The organism is Pseudomonas sp. MBLB4123 (assembly GCF_051904775.1).
GTDB lineage: Bacteria > Pseudomonadota > Gammaproteobacteria > Pseudomonadales > Pseudomonadaceae > Aquipseudomonas > Aquipseudomonas benzenivorans_B.
The window spans coordinates 3,382,941-3,401,287 of record NZ_CP196711.1 but is presented as its reverse complement, the minus strand read 5'-3'; the positions used below and the strand labels follow the sequence as shown (position 1 = coordinate 3,401,287).

Here is an 18,347-nt window from a genome sequence, read left to right as displayed (position 1 = left end):
GCCTTCACTCCCGGTGGTCGTGGGTCTGGGTGATACCGCCATGTTCCACGTGGAACATGGCAACCGGCGTATCCGTGCGCCAGCCTTCCCGCAACAATTCATGGTCTACACAGGTGATAAACACCTGGCAGTGCAAATCTTCTAATAAACGACACAGTGCGCGACGATGCTGCTCATCCAACTCTGACGGCAAGTCATCCACCAGATAGATGCACTGGCCGCGCTTGGCCTGATCGACCAAATGCCCCTGGGCAATACGCAGGGCGCAAACAACCAACTTCTGCTGGCCGCGGGACAAGATGTCTGCGGCGTTGTGCGCTCCCAATCTCAACCGGAGATCGGCCCGCTGCGGCCCCGCCTGGGTATGCCCCATCTGCTGGTCTCTGGACAGGGAGGCGGCCAGCACGTCGTTCAACTCGCGCTCCTTGTCCCAGCCACGGTAGTAACTGAGGCTCAGCCCCTGCAGCTCGACCAGCTCCTCGAGAGTTCGCTCGAACACCGGTTTCAGGGCTTGGATATAGGCGCGCCGATAACCGTCGATCTCGTCGCTGGCCAGGCACAATTCACGGTCCCAGGCCGCCTGCGAGGCGGCGTCAAGTGTACCATGCCGCAGCCACGAGTTCCGCTGCCGCAGGGCCTTCTGCAGGCGCTGCCAGGCCGACAGGAAGCGAGGTTCCACGTGGAACACACCCCAGTCGAGGAACTGCCGGCGAACCTTGGGCGCACCCTCCAGCAGGCGAAAACTGTCTGGATTGATCAACTGCAGCGGCAAGGCTTCTGCGAGTTGTGCAGCGCTGCGCGCATTCTGGCCGTCGATACGAATCTGCAACTCGCCCTGGCGATCGCGGGATACGCCCAGGTTGCTTAAGCGCCCGTCGGCCTTCAGCACCTGGCCGAATACCGTACAGGCCGGTTGCTCGTACTGGATCAACGGCAACAGCCGGCTACTGCGGAAGGAACGCGCCAGGCCAAGCAGGTGTACGGCCTCGAGCAAGCTGGTCTTGCCGCTGCCGTTGGCGCCATGGAGGATGTTGATGCGGGGGGAGGGGGAGAGGGTCACCGGGTGCAGATTACGCACCGCGGTGACGGTGACGCGGCTGAGCGACATGCAGGTTTACAGGCGCATCGGCATTACGACATAGGCGGAATCGTCGTTGTCGGCTTCCTGTACCAATGCACTGCTGTTGGCGTCGGAAAGAATCAGACGCACCTGCTCGGTGGTCATCACCCCCAGCACATCCAGCAGGTAGCTGACGTTGAAGCCGATTTCCAAGGCGCTGCCGTTGTAGTCCACGGCGATTTCTTCCTCGGCCTCTTCCTGCTCCGGGTTGTTGGCCTGAATCTTCAGCAGGCCGGCGGCCAGTTGCAGGCGGATGCCCCGATACTTCTCGTTGGACAGGATGGCGGTACGGCTGAAGGCCTCACGCAGCCCCTGACGATCGGCCACCACCAGCTTGTCGCCACCGCGCGGCAGCACGCGCTCGTAATCCGGGAACTTGCCGTCGACCAGCTTGGAGGTGAAGGTGAACTCGCCGGTGGTGGCGCGAATATGATTCTGCCCCAGCACCACGCTGACGCTGCCATCCTGCTCGGTGAGCAGGCGGGCCAACTCCAGAATGCCCTTGCGCGGCACGATGACCTGATGCTTGCCGTCCTGCTGGATGGCCGCCTCCATGGAGCACATGGCCAGGCGATGGCCGTCGGTTGCCACCGCACGCAACACGCCGCTCTGCACCTCCAGCAGCATGCCGTTGAGGTAGTAGCGCACGTCCTGCTGGGCCATGGCGAAGCTGGTACGCTCGATCAGCCGACGCAGCTTGCTCTGCACGAGGTCGAAGGTCAGCGAACCCGGGCCTTCTTCCACAGTCGGGAAGTCGTTGGCCGGCAGGGTCGACAGGCTGAAGCGGCTGCGGCCGGCCTTGACCAGAAGCTTCTGCTCGTCGAGGCGGATATCGATCAGCGCGTCGCTCGGCAGACTCTTGCAGATGTCCATGAGCTTGCGCGCCGGCACGGTGATCTCGCCGGGTTCGGCGGCATCTTCCAGGGCCACCCGACCAACCAGCTCGACTTCCAAGTCGGTGCCGGTCAGCGACAGCTGCTGGCCTTCTACGACCAGCAGCACATTGGACAACACGGGCAAGGTCTGGCGGCGTTCCACGACGCCGGCGACCAGTTGCAGCGGTTTCAACAGGGCTTCGCGTTGAATGGTGAAATGCATGGTCTAGTCCCTTGCCTAGTGGAATAGCGTAGTTAAGTGGTCAATGTACGCAGCAGATTCTTGTAGTCCTCGCGGATGTCCGCGTCGGATTCCCTAAGTTCAGCAATCTTACGGCATGCATGCAATACCGTGGTGTGATCGCGCCCGCCGAAGGCATCGCCGATCTCCGGCAGACTGTGATTGGTCAGCTCCTTGGACAGTGCCATGGCCACCTGGCGGGGGCGAGCCACGGAACGGGAGCGGCGCTTGGACAGCAGATCGGAAATCTTGATCTTGTAGTACTCGGCGACAGTGCGCTGAATATTGTCGATGCTGACCAGCTTGTCCTGCAGGGCCAGCAGGTCCTTCAGCGACTCGCGGATCAGCTCGATGGTGATGTCGCGGCCCATGAAATGGGAGTGGGCGATCACCCGCTTCAGTGCGCCTTCCAGCTCGCGCACGTTGGAGCGAATGCGCTGGGCGATGAAGAATGCCGCATCGTGGGGCAGATCGATCCTGGCCTGATCGGCCTTCTTCATCAGGATCGCCACCCGGGTTTCCAGCTCGGGCGGCTCCACCGCCACGGTCAGGCCCCAGCCGAAGCGCGACTTCAGGCGCTCTTCCAACCCCTCGATCTCCTTGGGATAGCGGTCGCTGGTGAGGATCACCTGCTGGCCGCCCTCGAGCAGGGCATTGAAGGTGTGGAAGAACTCCTCCTGGGAGCGCTCCTTCTTGGCGAAGAACTGGATATCGTCGATCAGCAGCGCATCCACCGAGCGGTAGAAACGCTTGAACTCGTTGATCGCGTTCAGCTGCAGCGCCTTGACCATGTCGGCCACGAAGCGCTCGGAGTGCAGGTAGACCACCTTGGCGTTGGGATTCTTCGCCAGCAGGTGGTTGCCCACCGCATGCATCAGGTGGGTCTTGCCCAGGCCGACGCCGCCGTAGAGGAACAGCGGGTTGTAGCCGTGCTTGGGGTTGTCGGCGACCTGCCAGGCCGCGGCCCTGGCCAGTTGGTTGGATTTACCCTCGACGAAATTGTCGAAGGTGAAGGTCCGGTTCAGGTAGCTGGTGTGCTTGAGCGCGCCCTCGACCTGCACCGTGCGCTCGGTACGCACCGGTGGTTGGCTCTGAGGCTGAACGGCAGTGCTCTGCGCCATGCTGTCGAAGGTCGCCCGCAACGGCTGCTCGGCGACAGGCGCGGCAGCCATGCTCGGCTGGGGTTGTGGGGCGCCGATGGTGGCCGGGTTGCTCGCAACACTGGCCATGACTCGCGGAGCGGCCGCCCGCTTGCTGCCTATTAATAAGGAAAGGGCAGGAACCAGACCATTGGCCCGTTCGGACAAGAGCTCCAGCAGGCGCCCCAGGTACTTCTCATTGACCCAGTCGAGCACGAAGCGATTGGGCGCGTAGACGCGAAGCTCGTCGCCTTCGGCTTCGACCTGCAGTGGACGGATCCAGGTGTTGAATTGCTGAGCAGGCAGTTCATCGCGCAGAAGCTCCACGCACTGCTGCCAAAGTTCCACGGACACGGATATCCCCTAAGTCGGAAGGCGGTGAGGCAAAAACAGCCGCCATTGTAGCCGCCGAAGGGCGAGTTATCCACATGAAAGCGGGACTACCCCCAAGGAAAATCAACGCCTTATTGGTCATACCGACCGTTGCGAATGACGCTGGCAACCCTGTGGATAACAGACCGTCAGCCCGCTGGATAAACCGAGGTATAACAGGGTGCATAACGCTGCTGTGGATAACAGGGCATTTCATCCTCAGCTTATCCGCCGCCAACGCACAGCCACAGCACGGTTTTTCGACAGACTTGCTCCAACCCTCCAGGCCATACGGAGCGCGGCTCTCGAGCACTTACCCACAGAAACCCACAGGCCTAATCATCATAAGCATTACAGAACATCTTTAAATATTCTCTTCTCTATATTCTTTTCGATCACCGGAAAGCCTGGTTGGAAATTGACCTGACCCACGGCTTTCTCTACAATCGCCGGTCTCTTAAAACCGGGGCCATTCCGGCCCGTCGACGACCACCCAGGTACCGCATCATGAAACGCACTTTCCAACCCAGCACCATCAAGCGCGCTCGCACCCACGGCTTCCGTGCCCGTATGGCCACCAAGAACGGTCGTGCTGTCCTGTCGCGTCGTCGCGCCAAGGGCCGTAAGCGTCTGACCGTCTAAGCATCCTGTCTTGTGGTGAGTCGAGGCTTCGGCCGGGAAAAGCGTCTGCTGACTCCCCGCCAGTTCAAGGCAGTCTTCGACTCCCCCAGCGGCAAAGCTCCGGGCAGAAATGTCCTGCTGCTCGTGCGCGACAACGCGCTGGATCACCCCCGCTTGGGTCTGGTGATCGGCAAGAAGAGCGTCAAGCTCTCGGTTGAGCGCAATCGCCTGAAACGCCAGATTCGCGAATCTTTCCGCCTCAACCAGGACGTCCTGGCAGGTTGGGACATAGTGGTGGTGGCGCGTAAGGGCTTGGGCGACTTGCAGAACGCCGAACTGGCCCACCAGTTCGGCAAGCTGTGGAAACGCCTGGCGCGCGACAAGCCCGCCCGGCAGGCCACGGCCCAATCCGGGCTGAGCGACAATCCCCATGCGTAAACTGGCTCTGGTTCCAATCCAGTTCTACCGCTATGCCATCAGCCCGCTGATGGCCAGTCACTGTCGTTTCTATCCCAGTTGTTCCTGCTACGCGCAGGAAGCCATCGAATCGCATGGCCTTCTGCGTGGTGGCTGGCTGACCCTGTGTCGGCTCGGTCGCTGCCACCCCTGGAATCCCGGTGGCTACGACCCGGTACCCTCCGCGAAATCCTCCCGATCCTCTTCGATGGCCGAATAATCATGGATATTCAACGCACGATCCTGATCGTCGCCCTGGCAATCGTGTCCTATATGATGGTTCTCCAGTGGAACCAGGACTATGGCCAAGCTGCGCTGCCGACTCAGACCACCTCAGCCAGTAGCTCCGTACCCGGCTTGCCGGAAACCGCCGTGGCCGGCGCCAGTGACGATGTGCCGACGGCCGGTGCCGAAACCAGTGCAGCGCCAGTGACCACCGAGGCGGTCAGCGACGAGCTTATCCGGGTCAAGACCGATGTCCTGGACCTGTCTATCGACCCCCGTGGCGGCGACGTGGTGCAACTGCACCTGTCGCAGTACCCACGCCGGCAGGACCGGCCGGACGTGCCCTTCCAGCTGTTCGACAACGGCGGTGAGCGCCTGTATCTGGCGCAGAGCGGTCTGACCGGCGCCAACGGCCCGGACGCACGTGCCAGCGGTCGCCCGCTGTACCGCAGCGCGCAGCGCGAATATCGCCTGGCCGATGATCAGGATCAGCTGGTGGTCGAGCTGACGTTCAGCGAGGCCGGGATCGACTACATCAAGCGTTTCACCTTCGAACGTGGCCAGTACGACCTCAACGTCAGCTACCGCATCGATAACCAGAGCGCCCAGGCCTGGACCGGCAACCTGTTCGCCCAGCTCAAGCGCGACGACAGCGGCGATCCCTCCTCCAGCACCGCCACCGGCACCGCGACCTACCTGGGGGCCGCGCTCTGGACCCAGGAGAAGCCCTACACCAAGGTGTCCACCGGCGACATGGACGACCAGAACCTGCGCGAAACCGTTCAGGGAGGCTGGATCGCCTGGCTGCAGCACTACTTCGTCACCGCCTGGATTCCGCAGAAGGACAACAGCAACCTGGTGCAGACCCGCAAGGACAGCCAGGGCAACTACATCATCGGCTTCACCGGCCCGGCGCTGAACGTGCCGGCCGGCGCCAGCGCCGAAACCAGCGCCATCCTCTACGCCGGCCCCAAGATCCAGGAGAACCTCGAGGCCCTGTCCCCCGGCCTGGATCTGACCGTCGACTACGGCTTCCTCTGGTTCCTCGCCAAGCCGATTTTCTGGCTGCTCGAGCATATCCATGCCCTGCTGGGCAACTGGGGCTGGTCGATCATCGTCCTGACCATCCTCATCAAACTGGCGTTCTTCCCGCTGTCGGGCGCCAGCTACAAGTCGATGGCGCGCATGCGCGCGGTATCGCCGAAGCTGCAGGCGCTGAAGGAGCAGTTCGGCGACGATCGCCAGAAGATGTCCCAGGCGATGATGGAGCTGTACAAGAAGGAGAAGATCAACCCGCTGGGCGGCTGCCTGCCGATCCTGGTGCAGATGCCGGTGTTCCTCGCCCTCTACTGGGTGCTGCTGGAAAGCGTGGAAATGCGCCAGGCCCCCTGGCTGCTGTGGATAACCGACCTGTCGATCAAGGATCCGTTCTTCATCCTGCCGATCATCATGGGCGCCACCATGTTCATCCAGCAGCAGCTCAACCCGACGCCGCCGGACCCGATGCAGGCCCGGGTGATGAAGCTGATGCCGATCATCTTCACCTTCTTCTTCCTCTGGTTCCCTGCGGGTCTGGTGCTGTACTGGGTGGTCAACAACGTCCTGTCCATCGCCCAGCAGTGGTACATTACCCGCAAGATCGAAGCCGCGAGCAAGGCCGCAGCCGCCTGACCCGCCCCGGCTTCTGAGCGCTAAACAAGACGCCCCCGCAGTGGGGCGTCTTGCTATCCAGCCACCGGAGCCCAGCATGCAAACTGCCCGTGAAACCATCGCCGCCGTCGCCACCGCCCAGGGCCGTGGCGGGGTCGGCATCGTGCGCGTCTCCGGCCCGCTGGCTGCGACCATCGCCCGCAGCATCTGCCAGCGCGAGCTGCAGCCGCGTTACGCCCACTACGGCGCCTTCTATGCACAGCAGGATCAACTGATCGACGAAGGCCTGAGCCTGTACTTCCCCGGCCCCCACTCCTTCACCGGCGAGGACGTGCTCGAACTGCAGGGGCATGGCGGTCCGGTGGTGCTGGACCTGCTGCTGCGCCGCTGCCTGGAGCTCGGCGCCCGCCTGGCCCGTCCCGGCGAGTTCAGCGAGCGGGCCTTCCTCAACGACAAGCTGGACCTGGCCCAGGCCGAAGCCATCGCCGACCTGATCGAAGCCAGCTCCGAACAGGCCGCACGCAATGCCCTCCGGTCCCTGCAGGGCGAATTCTCGCGGCGCATCCACGCCCTCACCGAGCGCCTGATCCAGCTGCGCATCTATGTCGAGGCGGCCATCGACTTTCCCGAAGAGGAGATCGACTTCCTCGCCGACGGCCATGTCCTCGGCCTGCTCGAAGAGCTGCGGACAGACTTATCCACAGTGCTGCGCGAAGCCGGCCAGGGCGCCCTGCTGCGCGACGGCATGACCGTGGTCATCGCCGGCCGGCCGAACGCCGGAAAGTCGAGCCTGCTCAATGCCCTGGCCGGGCGCGAGGCGGCCATAGTCACCGAGATCGCCGGCACCACCCGCGACGTGCTGCGCGAACATATCCACATCGACGGCATGCCCCTGCACGTGGTCGACACCGCCGGCCTGCGCGACACCGATGACCAGGTGGAGAGAATCGGCGTAGAGCGCGCCCTGAAAGCCATCGCCGAGGCCGACCGCATCCTCCTGATGGTCGACGCCACGGCCCCCGAGGCCAGCGACCCCTTCGCCCTGTGGCCCGAGTTTCTCCAGCAGCGCCCGGACCCGGCCAGGGTCACCCTGATCCGCAACAAGGCCGACCTGTCCGGCGAGCCGGTGGCCCTCGAAGTCGGCGCCGACGGCCATGTGACCCTCAGCCTGTCGGCCAAGTCCTGTGCCGGCCTCGAGCTGCTGCGCGGGCATCTGAAAGCCTGCATGGGCTACGAACAGACCACCGAGAGCGGCTTCAGCGCCCGCCGGCGCCACCTCCAGGCCCTGCGTCAGGCGGCCGCCAGCCTCGACCACGGCCATGCCCAGCTGACCCTGGCCGGCGCCGGCGAGCTGCTCGCCGAAGACCTGCGCCAAGCCCAGCACGCCCTCGGCGAAATCACCGGCGCCTTCAGTTCCGACGAGCTGCTCGGACGCATCTTCTCGAGCTTCTGCATCGGCAAATAACGGGCCGGAGTCCGTCCTCCCCGCGCTCATCTCCTTCCTCGAAAGCCCTGCGGCGATGCACGCGGGGGGCTTTCTCCTGCGTGAAAGGGTCATCCACAGGGGACCTGAGCCCTGTGGAAAACCACCCCTGAACTCGGTCTATAACCCGGTCGAAAAACTGAGGATAATCGCCCCTGTGCATAACCAAGGCTTTCCTCCACAGGTTAGCAGCAGCTATCCCACCGGCTACCGACCGGAATGGCACAACCTTATACATCGCTGCAGACTATGTATTACGGGCATTGCAGAGATCTATCCACAGCAAAGCGCTGCATAAGTAATAAACATAAAAACAAGGCTTTATAAAAATTCATTCATTTATTCTTTATTAACCGACCATCCTGCCTTCCCCTCCCGGTTGGCTATTTTTTGTGCAAGAGGCTTCATTCGCCTCGGCTAACTGCCTATACTTGCCGGCTTTCCAGCTTTTCGACCCAAAAGCCCCCCAAATTCTCAACAGGCACGAGGTGCGTGGTGGATTTCCCTTCCCGTTTTCAGGTGATCGTCATCGGCGGCGGCCACGCCGGCACCGAGGCAGCCCTCGCGGCCGCGCGCATGGGGGTCAAGACCCTGCTGCTGACCCATAACGTGGAAACCCTCGGGCAGATGAGCTGCAACCCGGCCATCGGCGGGATCGGCAAGAGCCACCTGGTCAAGGAAATCGACGCCCTCGGTGGCGCCATGGCCCAGGCTACCGACCGCGGTGGCATCCAGTTCCGCGTGCTCAACAGCCGCAAGGGCCCGGCCGTACGGGCCACCCGCGCCCAGGCCGACCGCGTGCTGTACAAGGCAGCCGTTCGTGAGACTCTGGAGAACCAGGCCAACCTGTGGATATTCCAGCAGGCGGCGGACGACCTGATCGTCGAGCAGGACGAAGTCAAGGGCGTGGTCACCCAGATGGGCCTGCGCTTCCTCGCCGATGCGGTGGTATTGACCACCGGCACCTTCCTCGGCGGACTTATCCACATCGGCATGCAGAACTATTCCGGCGGCCGCGCCGGCGACCCGCCCTCGATCGCCCTGGCCCGGCGCCTGCGTGAATTGCCGCTGCGCGTCGGCCGGCTGAAGACCGGCACCCCGCCGCGCATCGACGGTCGCTCGGTGGACTTCTCGGTGATGACCGAGCAGCCCGGCGACCGGCCGACGCCGCTGATGTCCTTCCTCGGCAAGGCCGAGCAGCAGCCACGGCAGATCAGCTGCTGGATCACCCATACCAATGCGCGTACCCACGAGATCATCGCCGCCAACCTGGATCGCTCGCCCATGTACTCCGGGATGATCGAGGGCGTCGGTCCGCGCTACTGTCCGTCCATCGAGGACAAGATCCACCGCTTCGCCGACAAGGACAGCCACCAGGTGTTCATCGAGCCCGAGGGCCTGACCACCCACGAGCTGTACCCCAACGGCATCTCCACCTCGCTGCCGTTCGACGTGCAGCTACAGGTGGTGCGCTCCATCCGCGGCATGGAGAACGCCCATATCGTCCGCCCCGGCTATGCCATCGAGTACGACTACTTCGATCCGCGGGATCTCAAGTACAGCCTGGAGACCAAGGTCATCGGCGGACTGTTCTTCGCCGGCCAGATCAACGGCACCACCGGCTACGAGGAGGCCGGCGCCCAGGGCCTGCTGGCCGGCACCAATGCCGCGTTGCGCGCCCAGGGCAGGGACAGCTGGTGTCCGCGGCGCGACGAGGCCTACCTCGGCGTACTGGTCGACGACCTGATCACCCTGGGCACCCAGGAGCCCTACCGCATGTTCACCTCCCGCGCCGAGTACCGGCTGATCCTGCGCGAGGACAACGCCGACCTGCGCCTGACCGAGAAGGGCCGCGAGCTGGGTCTGGTGGACGATGTGCGCTGGGCGGCCTTCGAGGCCAAGCGCGAGGGCATCGCCCAGGAGGAACAACGCCTGAAGAGCACCTGGGTGCGCCCGAACACGCCCCAGGGCGAGGCCGTCGCCGCGCGCTTCGGCACCCCGCTGAGCCACGAGTACAACCTGCTCAGCCTGCTCAGCCGGCCGGAGATCGACTACGCCGGCCTGGTCGAGCTCACCGGCGGTGGCGCCGGGGACCCCCAGGTCGCCGAGCAGGTGGAGATCAAGACCAAGTACGCCGGCTACATCGACCGCCAGCAGGAGGAGATCGCCCGCCTGCGCGCCAGCGAGGACACCCAGCTGCCGGCGGACATCGACTATGCGACCATCTCCGGCCTGTCCAAGGAAATCCAGCACAAGCTCGGCGAGACCAGGCCGCAGACCCTCGGCCAGGCCTCGCGGATTCCCGGGGTCACCCCGGCGGCGATCTCCCTGCTGCTGATCCACCTGAAGAAACGCGGCGCCGGCCGCCAGCTGGAGCACAGCGCCTGATGTCCATGGTTACCCATCGTCATGCCGAGGAACTGGCCCGGGGCGCCTGCGAGTTGGGCGTCGAGCTGTCCGCGGCGCAGCAGGAGCAGCTGCTCGCCTACCTGGCGCTGCTGATCAAGTGGAACAAGGCCTACAACCTCACCGCGGTGCGCGATCCCGACGAGATGGTCTCGCGCCACCTGCTCGACAGCCTGTCCGTGGTGCCCTTCGTCGCCGAGGACGGCGACGACTGGCTGGACGTCGGCAGCGGCGGCGGCATGCCGGGCATCCCGCTGGCCATCCTGTTTCCCCGGCGACGCTTCACCCTGCTCGACTCCAACGGCAAGAAGACCCGCTTCCTCACCCAGGTGAAGCTGGAGCTCAAGCTGACCAACCTGGAAGTTATCCACAGCCGGGTCGAGGCTTTCACCCCCGCACGGCCGTTCGCCGGCATCTGTTCCCGGGCCTTCAGCTCGCTGGAGGACTTCGCCAACTGGACCCGCCACCTGGGTGACGAGCGGACCCGCTGGCTGGCGATGAAGGGCGTGCACCCGGACGACGAACTGCAGGCCCTGCCGGAGGACTTCCGTCTCGCCACCACCGAGGTGCTCAAGGTTCCCGGTTGCCAAGGCCAACGCCATCTGCTGATACTGCGTCGCTCGGTCTAGGGGGAAGGGCAGATGGCTAAGGTATTCGCAATCGCTAACCAGAAAGGCGGGGTGGGCAAGACCACCACCTGCATCAACCTGGCGGCCTCGCTGGTGGCGACCAAGCGTCGCGTGCTGCTGATCGACCTCGATCCCCAGGGCAACGCCACCATGGGCAGCGGTGTGGATAAGCACGCCCTGGAGCATTCGATCTACGACGTGCTGATCGGCGAATGCAACCTGGTCGAGGCCATGCAGTTTTCCGAGCATGGCGGTTACCAGTTGCTGCCGGCCAACCGCGACCTGACCGCGGCGGAGGTCGCCCTGCTGGAAATGCAGATGAAGGAGAGCCGCCTGCGCAATGCCCTGGCGCCGATCCGCGAGAACTACGACTACATCCTCATCGACTGCCCGCCCGCGCTGTCCATGCTGACCATCAACGCCCTGGTCGCCGCCGACGGGGTGATCATTCCGATGCAGTGCGAGTACTACGCCCTCGAGGGCCTCAGCGATCTGATCAACAGCATCCAGCGCATCGGCCAGATGCTCAATCCGAACCTGAAGATCGAGGGGTTGCTGCGTACCATGTACGATCCGCGCATCAGCCTGACCAACGATGTCTCGGCGCAGCTCAAGGAGCATTTCGCCGAGCAGCTCTATCAAACCGTGATCCCGCGCAACGTGCGCCTGGCCGAAGCGCCGAGCTTCGGCATGCCGGCGCTGGTCTACGACAAGCAATCCCGTGGTGCCATCGCCTATCTGGCCTTGGCCGGCGAACTGGTTCGCCGCCAGCGCGCCAGCGCCCACACTGCTACCGCATAAGGAATTCCGCATGGCCGCCAAGAAACGAGGGCTGGGACGGGGCCTGGACGCCCTGCTGGGGGGAACCAGTGTCACCGCCTTGCAGGAGGAAGCCGTCCAGACCGACCGGCAGGAACTGCAGCACCTGCCGCTGGAACTGATCCAGCGCGGCAAGTACCAACCGCGCCGGGACATGGACCCGACCGCACTGGAGGAGCTGGCCCAGTCGATCAAGGCCCAGGGCGTGATGCAACCGATCGTGGTGCGCCCGATCGATGGCGGCCGTTACGAGATCGTCGCCGGCGAACGCCGCTGGCGCGCCTGCCACCAGGCCGGCCTGGAGCGGATTCCGGCCATGGTCCGCGAGCTGCCGGACGAAGCCGCCATCGCCATGGCGCTGATCGAGAACATCCAGCGCGAAGACCTCAACCCGATCGAGGAAGCCGTGGCCCTGCAGCGCCTGCAGCAGGAATTCCAGCTGACCCAGCAGCAGGTCGCCGAGGCGGTCGGCAAGTCCCGGGCGACCATCACCAACCTGCTGCGCCTGATCGGCCTGCCGGAGGAGATCAAGACCCTGCTCGCCCATGGTGACCTGGAGATGGGCCATGCCCGCGCCCTGCTTGGCCTGCCGGTCGAGCAGCAGGTCGAAGGGGCGCGACATGTTGTCGCACGCGGGCTGACCGTGCGCCAAACCGAGGCACTGGTGCGGCAGTGGCTCAACGCCAAGGAGAAACCTGTCGAGAAGGTCAAGCCTGATCCCGATATCAGTCGCCTCGAACAGCGCCTGGCTGAGCGGTTGGGCTCCCCGGTGCAGATCAAGCACGGGCAGAAGGGCAAGGGGCAACTGGTCATCCGTTACAGTTCGCTGGATGAACTGCAAGGCGTGCTGGCGCACATTCGTTGAAACATCTGCGTGGGCAATGACCGCTCGGAATTCGCTGCCGAAGGTTGAATGGGGGTGGAAGCGCCCCTATACTCTGCGCGCATTTCGTCGGCACAAAGTATGCCAAGTCATTGATTTTTTTGGCGCCGACACCAGCGGCCGTTTCCAGGGTTGACCACGATGGATGTACGCACGCCGAACCGCCTGCCCTTCCATCGTCTGCCGGTGTTTCCGGTGCTGGTGGTGCAGTTGGTAGTTGTGTTGCTCGCTGCCGCCCTGCTCTGGCAATGGCAAGGCCGGGTGGCCGGTTACTCGGGATTGTGCGGCGGCCTGATTGCATGGCTGCCGAATCTGTACTTCGCCCACAAGGCGTTCCGGTTTTCCGGAGCGCGGGCCGCCCAGGCCATCGTCCGGTCGTTCTACGCCGGCGAGGCGGGCAAGCTGATTCTGACGGCAGTGCTGTTTGCACTGACGTTCGCAGGCGTGAAGCCATTGGATGCGCTGGCGGTATTCGGCGTATTCCTGCTGACCCAACTGGTCAACTGGTTCGCGCCCCTGCTGCTGAAAATAAGACTTTTGAGACCTTAGGGCGTTTGAGGCAACCATGGCAGAACAAACCGCTTCGGGCTATATCCAGCACCACCTGCAGAACCTGACTTTCGGGAAACTGCCCAATGGTGACTGGGGCTTTGCCCACACCGCAGAACAAGCCAAAGAAATGGGGTTCTGGGCATTCCACGTGGATACCCTGGGCTGGTCCGTCGTATTGGGCCTGATTTTCGTCCTGCTGTTCCGCATGGCCGCCAAGCGCGCGACCAGCGGCCAGCCCGGCGGCCTGCAGAACTTCGTCGAAGTGCTGGTGGAGTTCGTTGACACCAGCGTCAAGGAAACCTTCCACGGCCGTAACCCGCTGATCGCGCCGCTGGCCCTGACCATCTTCGTCTGGGTCTTCCTGATGAACTTCATGGACCTGATCCCGGTGGACTGGCTGCCGATGCTGGCCGCCAAGATCGTCGGCGACGAGCACCTGTTCTTCCGCGTCGTGCCGACCACCGACCCGAATGCCACCCTGGGCCTGTCCTTCTCGGTATTCGCCCTGATCATCTTCTACAGCATCAAGGTCAAGGGTATCGGCGGCTTCCTCGGCGAACTGACCCTGCACCCGTTCGGCAGCAAGAACGTGCTGGTTCAGGCACTGCTGGTACCGGTGAACTTCCTGCTCGAGTTCGTCACCCTGATCGCCAAGCCGGTGTCCCTGGCCCTGCGTCTGTTCGGTAACCTCTATGCCGGCGAACTGATCTTCATCCTGATCGCCGTGGTGTTCAGTGCCGGCTGGCTGCTGGGCGCCTTCGGCATCGTGCTGCACTGGGCCTGGGCTGTGTTCCACATCCTGATCATCACCCTGCAGGCGTTCATCTTCATGATGCTGACCATCGTCTACCTGTCGATGGCCCACGAAGACAACCACTAACAGCGCCTACCTGCCGCCCGCCGTCTCCTGTACGGGAGACGGTCCGGTGCGTAGCGATGCTGGTGGAAGCCCGCGAGGGCATGCTGCAAACGATTTAGCTTTACCGCTCTACCTTAGAAAACCTTAACCAATACGACATAAAAGTCGGGAGGAAAAATGGAAACTGTAGTTGGTCTGACCGCTATCGCTGTTGCTCTGCTGATCGGCCTGGGCGCCCTGGGTACCGCCATTGGCTTCGGCCTGCTGGGCGGCAAGTTCCTGGAAGGCGCCGCGCGTCAGCCGGAAATGGTTCCGATGCTGCAGGTCAAGATGTTCATCGTCGCCGGTCTGCTGGACGCCGTGACCATGATCGGTGTTGGTATCGCACTGTTCTTCACCTTCGCGAACCCCTTCGTTGGTCAAATCGCTGGCTAATCACTCGTTCATTCGAGTGATTGGTTTGCCGGACAACGAACGAGCGAGGTGTTGGCGTGAACATTAATGCAACCCTGATTGGCCAGTCCGTTGCCTTCTTCATCTTCGTGCTGTTCTGCATGAAGTACGTGTGGCCCCCGGTCATTACGGCTTTGCAGGAGCGTCAGAAGAAGATTGCAGATGGCCTGGACGCTGCCAACCGTGCGGCTCGTGACCTGGAGTTGGCCCATGAGAAAGTGGCCCAACAACTGCGCGAAGCCAAAACCCAGGCAGCCGAGATCATCGAGCAGGCCAAGAAACGCGGTACCCAGATCGTCGACGAAGCCCGTGAGCAGGCTCGTGTCGAAGCGGATCGCGTGAAGGCTCAGGCTCAGGCCGAGATCGAACAGGAACTCAACAGCGTCAAAGACGCCCTGCGTGCCCAAGTGGGCAGCCTGGCGGTCAGCGGTGCCGAGAAGATCCTGGGCGTATCCATCGACCATAACGCGCATGCGGAGCTGGTTAACAAACTGGCAGCCGAAATCTAAGCGAGGGCGCGATCATGGCAGAACTGACCACGCTGGCCCGACCTTACGCCAAGGCTGCCTTCGAGTACGCCCAGGCCCACCAGCAGCTGGCCGATTGGTCAGCCATGCTCGGCCTGGCGTCTGCGGTGTCGCAAAACGACACCATGCAGCGCGTGCTCAAGGCCCCGCGTCTGACGAGTACAGATAAGGCCACCACCTTCATCGAGGTGTGTGGTGACAAGTTCGACGCCCAGGTACGCAATTTCATCCACGTTCTCGCCGAGAACGATCGTCTGGCCCTGTTGCCGGAGATCGTCGAACTGTTCGAGCTGTACAAGGCCGAACAGGAGAAGTCGATCGACGTGGATGTCACCAGTGCCTTCGCATTGAGCGATGAACAGCAAGACAAACTCGCCAAGGTTCTCAGTGCACGGCTCGGCCGAGAAGTGCGTCTGCACGCCGCGGAGGACGCCGCCCTGATCGGTGGTGTCGTCATTCGCGCCGGCGACCTGGTTATCGATGGCTCAGTTCGCGGCAAGATCGCGAAGCTGGCCGAAGCATTGAAATCTTGAGTTTGAAGGGGCAGCAGAGCTATGCAGCAACTCAATCCTTCCGAAATTAGTGAAATCATCAAGGGGCGCATCGAGAAACTCGACGTCGCCTCCCAAGCCCGCAACGAAGGCACTGTCGTCAGCGTTTCCGACGGTATCGTGCGCATTCACGGTCTCGCCGATGTGATGTACGGCGAAATGATCGAGTTCCCGGGCGGCGTCTACGGCATGGCACTGAACCTGGAGCAGGACTCCGTCGGTGCCGTTGTGCTGGGTGCTTACACCAGCCTGGCCGAAGGCATGAGCGCCAAGTGCACCGGCCGCATCCTGGAAGTTCCGGTAGGTCCGGAGCTGCTGGGCCGCGTGGTCGACGCACTGGGTAACCCGATCGATGGCAAGGGTCCGCTGAACAACACCGCGACCGACGCCGTTGAGAAGGTTGCACCGGGCGTGATCTGGCGTAAGTCGGTCGACCAGCCGGTGCAGACCGGCTACAAGTCGGTCGACGCCATGATCCCGGTCGGCCGTGGCCAGCGCGAGCTGATCATCGGCGACCGTCAGATCGGTAAGACCGCCCTGGCCGTCGACGCCATCATCAACCAGAAGAACAGCGGCATCCGCTGCGTCTACGTGGCCATCGGTCAGAAGCAGTCGACCATCGCCAACGTCGTGCGCAAGCTGGAAGAGAACGGCGCCCTGGCCAACACCATCGTGGTGGCAGCAAGCGCTTCCGAATCCGCCGCACTGCAGTTCATCGCGCCGTACGCCGGCTGCACCATGGGCGAGTACTTCCGCGACCGCGGCGAAGACGCGCTGATCGTCTATGACGATCTGTCCAAGCAGGCCGTGGCCTACCGCCAGATCTCCCTGCTGCTGCGCCGTCCGCCAGGCCGTGAAGCCTACCCGGGCGACGTGTTCTATCTCCACAGCCGCCTGCTGGAGCGTGCCTCGCGCGTTTCCGAAGAGTATGTCGAGAAGTTCACCAACGGCGAAGTGAAAGGCAAGACCGGTTCCCTGACCGCCCTGCCGATCATCGAAACCCAGGCGGGCGACGTTTCCGCGTTCGTTCCGACCAACGTGATCTCCATCACCGACGGTCAGATCTTCCTGGAATCGGCCATGTTCAACTCGGGCATCCGTCCGGCGGTCAACGCCGGTATCTCGGTATCCCGCGTCGGTGGTGCCGCGCAGACCAAGATCATCAAGAAGCTCTCCGGTGGCATCCGTACCGCCCTGGCTCAGTACCGTGAACTGGCGGCCTTCGCCCAGTTCGCCTCCGACCTGGACGAAGCCACCCGCAAGCAGCTCGAGCATGGTCAGCGCGTCACCGAGCTGATGAAGCAGAAGCAGTACGCGCCGATGTCCATCGCCGACATGTCGCTGTCGCTGTATGCCGCCGACCGTGGTTTCCTGCGGGACATCGAAGTCGCCAAAGTCGGCGCCTTCGAGCAGGCCCTGATCGCTTACTTCAACCGGGATCACGCCGCACTGATGGCGAAGATCAACGAGAAGGGTGACTTCAACGACGACATCGATGGCCAGCTCAAAGCCGGTATCGAGAAGTTCAAGGCCACCCAAACCTGGTAAGCCGCAGCGGGGGCCCTGCGGCCCCCGCCTGCTAACCCGATAGGTGTCAAATGGCAGGCGCAAAAGAGATTCGCAGCAAGATTGCGAGCATCAAAAGCACGCAGAAGATCACCAGCGCCATGGAAAAGGTGGCGGTCAGCAAAATGCGCAGGGCTCAGCAGCGCATGGCGTCGAGCCGTCCCTATGCGGAGCGTATCCGCCAGGTCATCGGTCATCTGGCCAACGCTAACCCGGAGTACCGCCATCCCTTCATGGTCGAGCGCGAAGTCAAGCGCGTCGGCTATGTGGTGGTGAGTTCGGACCGGGGTCTGTGCGGCGGCCTGAATACCAACCTGTTCAAGGCTCTGGTCAAGGACATGGCGAGCAATCGCGAGCGCGGCGTGGAGATCGATCTCTGCGTGATCGGCAGCAAGGGTGCGGCATTCTTCCGCAACTTTGGTGGCAACGTCGTCGCTGCGATCAGCCACCTGGGCGAGGAACCCTCGATCAACGATCTGATCGGTTCGGTCAAGGTGATGCTCGATGCTTACCTGGAAGGGCGCATCGACCGTTTGTCCGTGGTCTCGAACAAGTTCATCAATACCATGACGCAACAGCCGACAGTGGAGCAGTTGATTCCGCTGGTGGCGACTCCGGATGAAGAGCTCAAACATCACTGGGATTACCTGTACGAACCCGACGCCAAGGAGCTGCTGGACGGCTTGATGGTGCGTTACGTGGAGTCGCAGGTGTACCAGGCGGTGGTCGAGAACAACGCCGCCGAGCAGGCTGCGCGGATGATCGCGATGAAGAACGCCACCGACAACGCCGGTGACCTGATCAGCGATTTGCAGCTGATCTACAACAAGGCGCGTCAGGCAGCGATCACCCAAGAGATTTCGGAAATCGTCGGCGGCGCTGCCGCGGTTTAAGAACGGTTCAAATATTCAGAGGAACCA

Annotated in this window: 19 protein-coding genes; 16 read left to right on the top strand and 3 right to left on the bottom strand. The window is 63.0% G+C overall.

All coding sequences use genetic code 11. The features are described 5' to 3' along the window. Window positions 1-4: 4 nt before the first annotated feature. Genes recF through dnaA form a run of 3 tightly spaced genes read right to left on the bottom strand, consistent with a single transcriptional unit; the run spans window position 5 to window position 3,729 of the window. Entirely contained in the window at window positions 5-1,108 is a 1,104-nt protein-coding gene (gene recF / locus ACSX1C_RS15740; RefSeq protein ID WP_439886908.1) for a DNA replication/repair protein RecF, read from the bottom strand. 6 nt (window positions 1,109-1,114) lie between these two features. Then, window positions 1,115-2,218: a DNA polymerase III subunit beta gene (gene dnaN, locus ACSX1C_RS15735; RefSeq protein WP_369958438.1), complete on the bottom strand. Its 1,104-nt coding sequence runs from the start codon at window positions 2,216-2,218 to the stop codon at window positions 1,115-1,117. Between the two features lie 32 nt (window positions 2,219-2,250). Then, on the bottom strand, window positions 2,251-3,729 hold the full coding sequence (gene dnaA, locus ACSX1C_RS15730) for a chromosomal replication initiator protein DnaA (RefSeq protein ID WP_439886907.1): 1,479 nt from the start codon (window positions 3,727-3,729) through the stop codon (window positions 2,251-2,253). A 525-nt stretch (window positions 3,730-4,254) separates the two neighbouring features. On the opposite strand from dnaA, the gene rpmH reads away from it, so the two are divergent. The 16 genes from rpmH to atpG all read left to right on the top strand — a co-directional run bounded on the left by rpmH (window position 4,255) and on the right by atpG (window position 18,320). Next, window positions 4,255-4,389: a 50S ribosomal protein L34 gene (gene rpmH, locus ACSX1C_RS15725; protein ID WP_003246698.1), complete on the top strand. Its 135-nt coding sequence runs from the start codon at window positions 4,255-4,257 to the stop codon at window positions 4,387-4,389. Window positions 4,390-4,401: 12 nt separating this feature from the next. Further along, window positions 4,402-4,806, top strand: coding sequence for a ribonuclease P protein component (gene rnpA, locus ACSX1C_RS15720; protein ID WP_439886906.1), 405 nt, complete (start codon window positions 4,402-4,404; stop codon window positions 4,804-4,806). Beyond that, window positions 4,799-5,044 carry a membrane protein insertion efficiency factor YidD gene (gene yidD, locus ACSX1C_RS15715; RefSeq protein WP_318644278.1) on the top strand — a complete coding sequence of 82 codons (246 nt, stop codon included), beginning with the start codon at window positions 4,799-4,801 and terminating at the stop codon, window positions 5,042-5,044. The genes rnpA and yidD overlap by 8 nt, the downstream gene beginning before the upstream one ends. Window positions 5,045-5,046: 2 nt before the next feature. Continuing rightward, window positions 5,047-6,720: a membrane protein insertase YidC gene (gene yidC, locus ACSX1C_RS15710; RefSeq protein ID WP_439886905.1), complete on the top strand. Its 1,674-nt coding sequence runs from the start codon at window positions 5,047-5,049 to the stop codon at window positions 6,718-6,720. A gap of 76 nt (window positions 6,721-6,796) precedes the next feature. Beyond that, on the top strand, window positions 6,797-8,164 hold the full coding sequence (gene mnmE / locus ACSX1C_RS15705; RefSeq protein ID WP_439886904.1) for a tRNA uridine-5-carboxymethylaminomethyl(34) synthesis GTPase MnmE: 1,368 nt from the start codon (window positions 6,797-6,799) through the stop codon (window positions 8,162-8,164). Window positions 8,165-8,677: 513 nt separating this feature from the next. Then, entirely contained in the window at window positions 8,678-10,570 is a 1,893-nt protein-coding gene (gene mnmG, locus ACSX1C_RS15700; RefSeq protein ID WP_439886903.1) for a tRNA uridine-5-carboxymethylaminomethyl(34) synthesis enzyme MnmG, read from the top strand. Beyond that, window positions 10,570-11,217 carry a 16S rRNA (guanine(527)-N(7))-methyltransferase RsmG gene (gene rsmG, locus ACSX1C_RS15695; RefSeq protein WP_439886902.1) on the top strand — a complete coding sequence of 216 codons (648 nt, stop codon included), beginning with the start codon at window positions 10,570-10,572 and terminating at the stop codon, window positions 11,215-11,217. Before mnmG ends, rsmG begins: the two co-directional genes overlap by 1 nt. A gap of 12 nt (window positions 11,218-11,229) precedes the next feature. Beyond that, complete coding sequence (locus ACSX1C_RS15690) at window positions 11,230-12,018, top strand: ParA family protein (protein WP_318644283.1); 789 nt, start codon at window positions 11,230-11,232, stop codon at window positions 12,016-12,018. 10 nt (window positions 12,019-12,028) lie between these two features. Further along, entirely contained in the window at window positions 12,029-12,901 is an 873-nt protein-coding gene (locus ACSX1C_RS15685; protein WP_439886901.1) for a ParB/RepB/Spo0J family partition protein, read from the top strand. Window positions 12,902-13,060: 159 nt separating this feature from the next. After that, window positions 13,061-13,468, top strand: coding sequence for a F0F1 ATP synthase subunit I (locus ACSX1C_RS15680; protein WP_318644285.1), 408 nt, complete (start codon window positions 13,061-13,063; stop codon window positions 13,466-13,468). A 16-nt stretch (window positions 13,469-13,484) separates the two neighbouring features. Next, window positions 13,485-14,351 (top strand): F0F1 ATP synthase subunit A, encoded by an 867-nt coding sequence (atpB, locus tag ACSX1C_RS15675; protein WP_439886900.1) that lies wholly within the window; start codon window positions 13,485-13,487, stop codon window positions 14,349-14,351. A gap of 156 nt (window positions 14,352-14,507) precedes the next feature. Beyond that, on the top strand, window positions 14,508-14,765 hold the full coding sequence (gene atpE, locus ACSX1C_RS15670) for a F0F1 ATP synthase subunit C (RefSeq protein ID WP_003097235.1): 258 nt from the start codon (window positions 14,508-14,510) through the stop codon (window positions 14,763-14,765). Window positions 14,766-14,821: 56 nt separating this feature from the next. After that, a complete protein-coding gene (locus ACSX1C_RS15665; RefSeq protein WP_318644324.1) occupies window positions 14,822-15,292 on the top strand; it encodes a F0F1 ATP synthase subunit B in 471 nt (156 codons plus the stop codon). A 14-nt stretch (window positions 15,293-15,306) separates the two neighbouring features. Further along, window positions 15,307-15,843, top strand: coding sequence for a F0F1 ATP synthase subunit delta (locus ACSX1C_RS15660; protein ID WP_439886899.1), 537 nt, complete (start codon window positions 15,307-15,309; stop codon window positions 15,841-15,843). A gap of 21 nt (window positions 15,844-15,864) precedes the next feature. Continuing rightward, on the top strand, window positions 15,865-17,409 hold the full coding sequence (gene atpA / locus ACSX1C_RS15655; protein WP_318644326.1) for a F0F1 ATP synthase subunit alpha: 1,545 nt from the start codon (window positions 15,865-15,867) through the stop codon (window positions 17,407-17,409). A 50-nt stretch (window positions 17,410-17,459) separates the two neighbouring features. After that, window positions 17,460-18,320: a F0F1 ATP synthase subunit gamma gene (gene atpG / locus ACSX1C_RS15650; RefSeq protein ID WP_213640006.1), complete on the top strand. Its 861-nt coding sequence runs from the start codon at window positions 17,460-17,462 to the stop codon at window positions 18,318-18,320. The last annotated feature ends 27 nt before the right edge of the window (window positions 18,321-18,347 follow it).

What these genes read in the sequence shown, in the direction of transcription:
- recF (WP_439886908.1), bottom strand. Translation starts at nt 1,108, where the DNA reads ATGTCGCTCAGCCGCGTCACCGTCACCGCGGTGCGTAATCTGCACCCG.
- dnaN (WP_369958438.1), bottom strand. Translation starts at nt 2,218, where the DNA reads ATGCATTTCACCATTCAACGCGAAGCCCTGTTGAAACCGCTGCAACTG.
- rpmH (WP_003246698.1), top strand. Translation starts at nt 4,255, where the DNA reads ATGAAACGCACTTTCCAACCCAGCACCATCAAGCGCGCTCGCACCCAC.
- yidD (WP_318644278.1), top strand. Translation starts at nt 4,799, where the DNA reads ATGCGTAAACTGGCTCTGGTTCCAATCCAGTTCTACCGCTATGCCATC.
- yidC (WP_439886905.1), top strand. Translation starts at nt 5,047, where the DNA reads ATGGATATTCAACGCACGATCCTGATCGTCGCCCTGGCAATCGTGTCC.
- mnmE (WP_439886904.1), top strand. Translation starts at nt 6,797, where the DNA reads ATGCAAACTGCCCGTGAAACCATCGCCGCCGTCGCCACCGCCCAGGGC.
- rsmG (WP_439886902.1), top strand. Translation starts at nt 10,570, where the DNA reads ATGTCCATGGTTACCCATCGTCATGCCGAGGAACTGGCCCGGGGCGCC.
- ACSX1C_RS15690 (WP_318644283.1), top strand. Translation starts at nt 11,230, where the DNA reads ATGGCTAAGGTATTCGCAATCGCTAACCAGAAAGGCGGGGTGGGCAAG.
- ACSX1C_RS15685 (WP_439886901.1), top strand. Translation starts at nt 12,029, where the DNA reads ATGGCCGCCAAGAAACGAGGGCTGGGACGGGGCCTGGACGCCCTGCTG.
- ACSX1C_RS15680 (WP_318644285.1), top strand. Translation starts at nt 13,061, where the DNA reads ATGGATGTACGCACGCCGAACCGCCTGCCCTTCCATCGTCTGCCGGTG.
- atpB (WP_439886900.1), top strand. Translation starts at nt 13,485, where the DNA reads ATGGCAGAACAAACCGCTTCGGGCTATATCCAGCACCACCTGCAGAAC.
- atpE (WP_003097235.1), top strand. Translation starts at nt 14,508, where the DNA reads ATGGAAACTGTAGTTGGTCTGACCGCTATCGCTGTTGCTCTGCTGATC.
- ACSX1C_RS15660 (WP_439886899.1), top strand. Translation starts at nt 15,307, where the DNA reads ATGGCAGAACTGACCACGCTGGCCCGACCTTACGCCAAGGCTGCCTTC.
- atpA (WP_318644326.1), top strand. Translation starts at nt 15,865, where the DNA reads ATGCAGCAACTCAATCCTTCCGAAATTAGTGAAATCATCAAGGGGCGC.
- atpG (WP_213640006.1), top strand. Translation starts at nt 17,460, where the DNA reads ATGGCAGGCGCAAAAGAGATTCGCAGCAAGATTGCGAGCATCAAAAGC.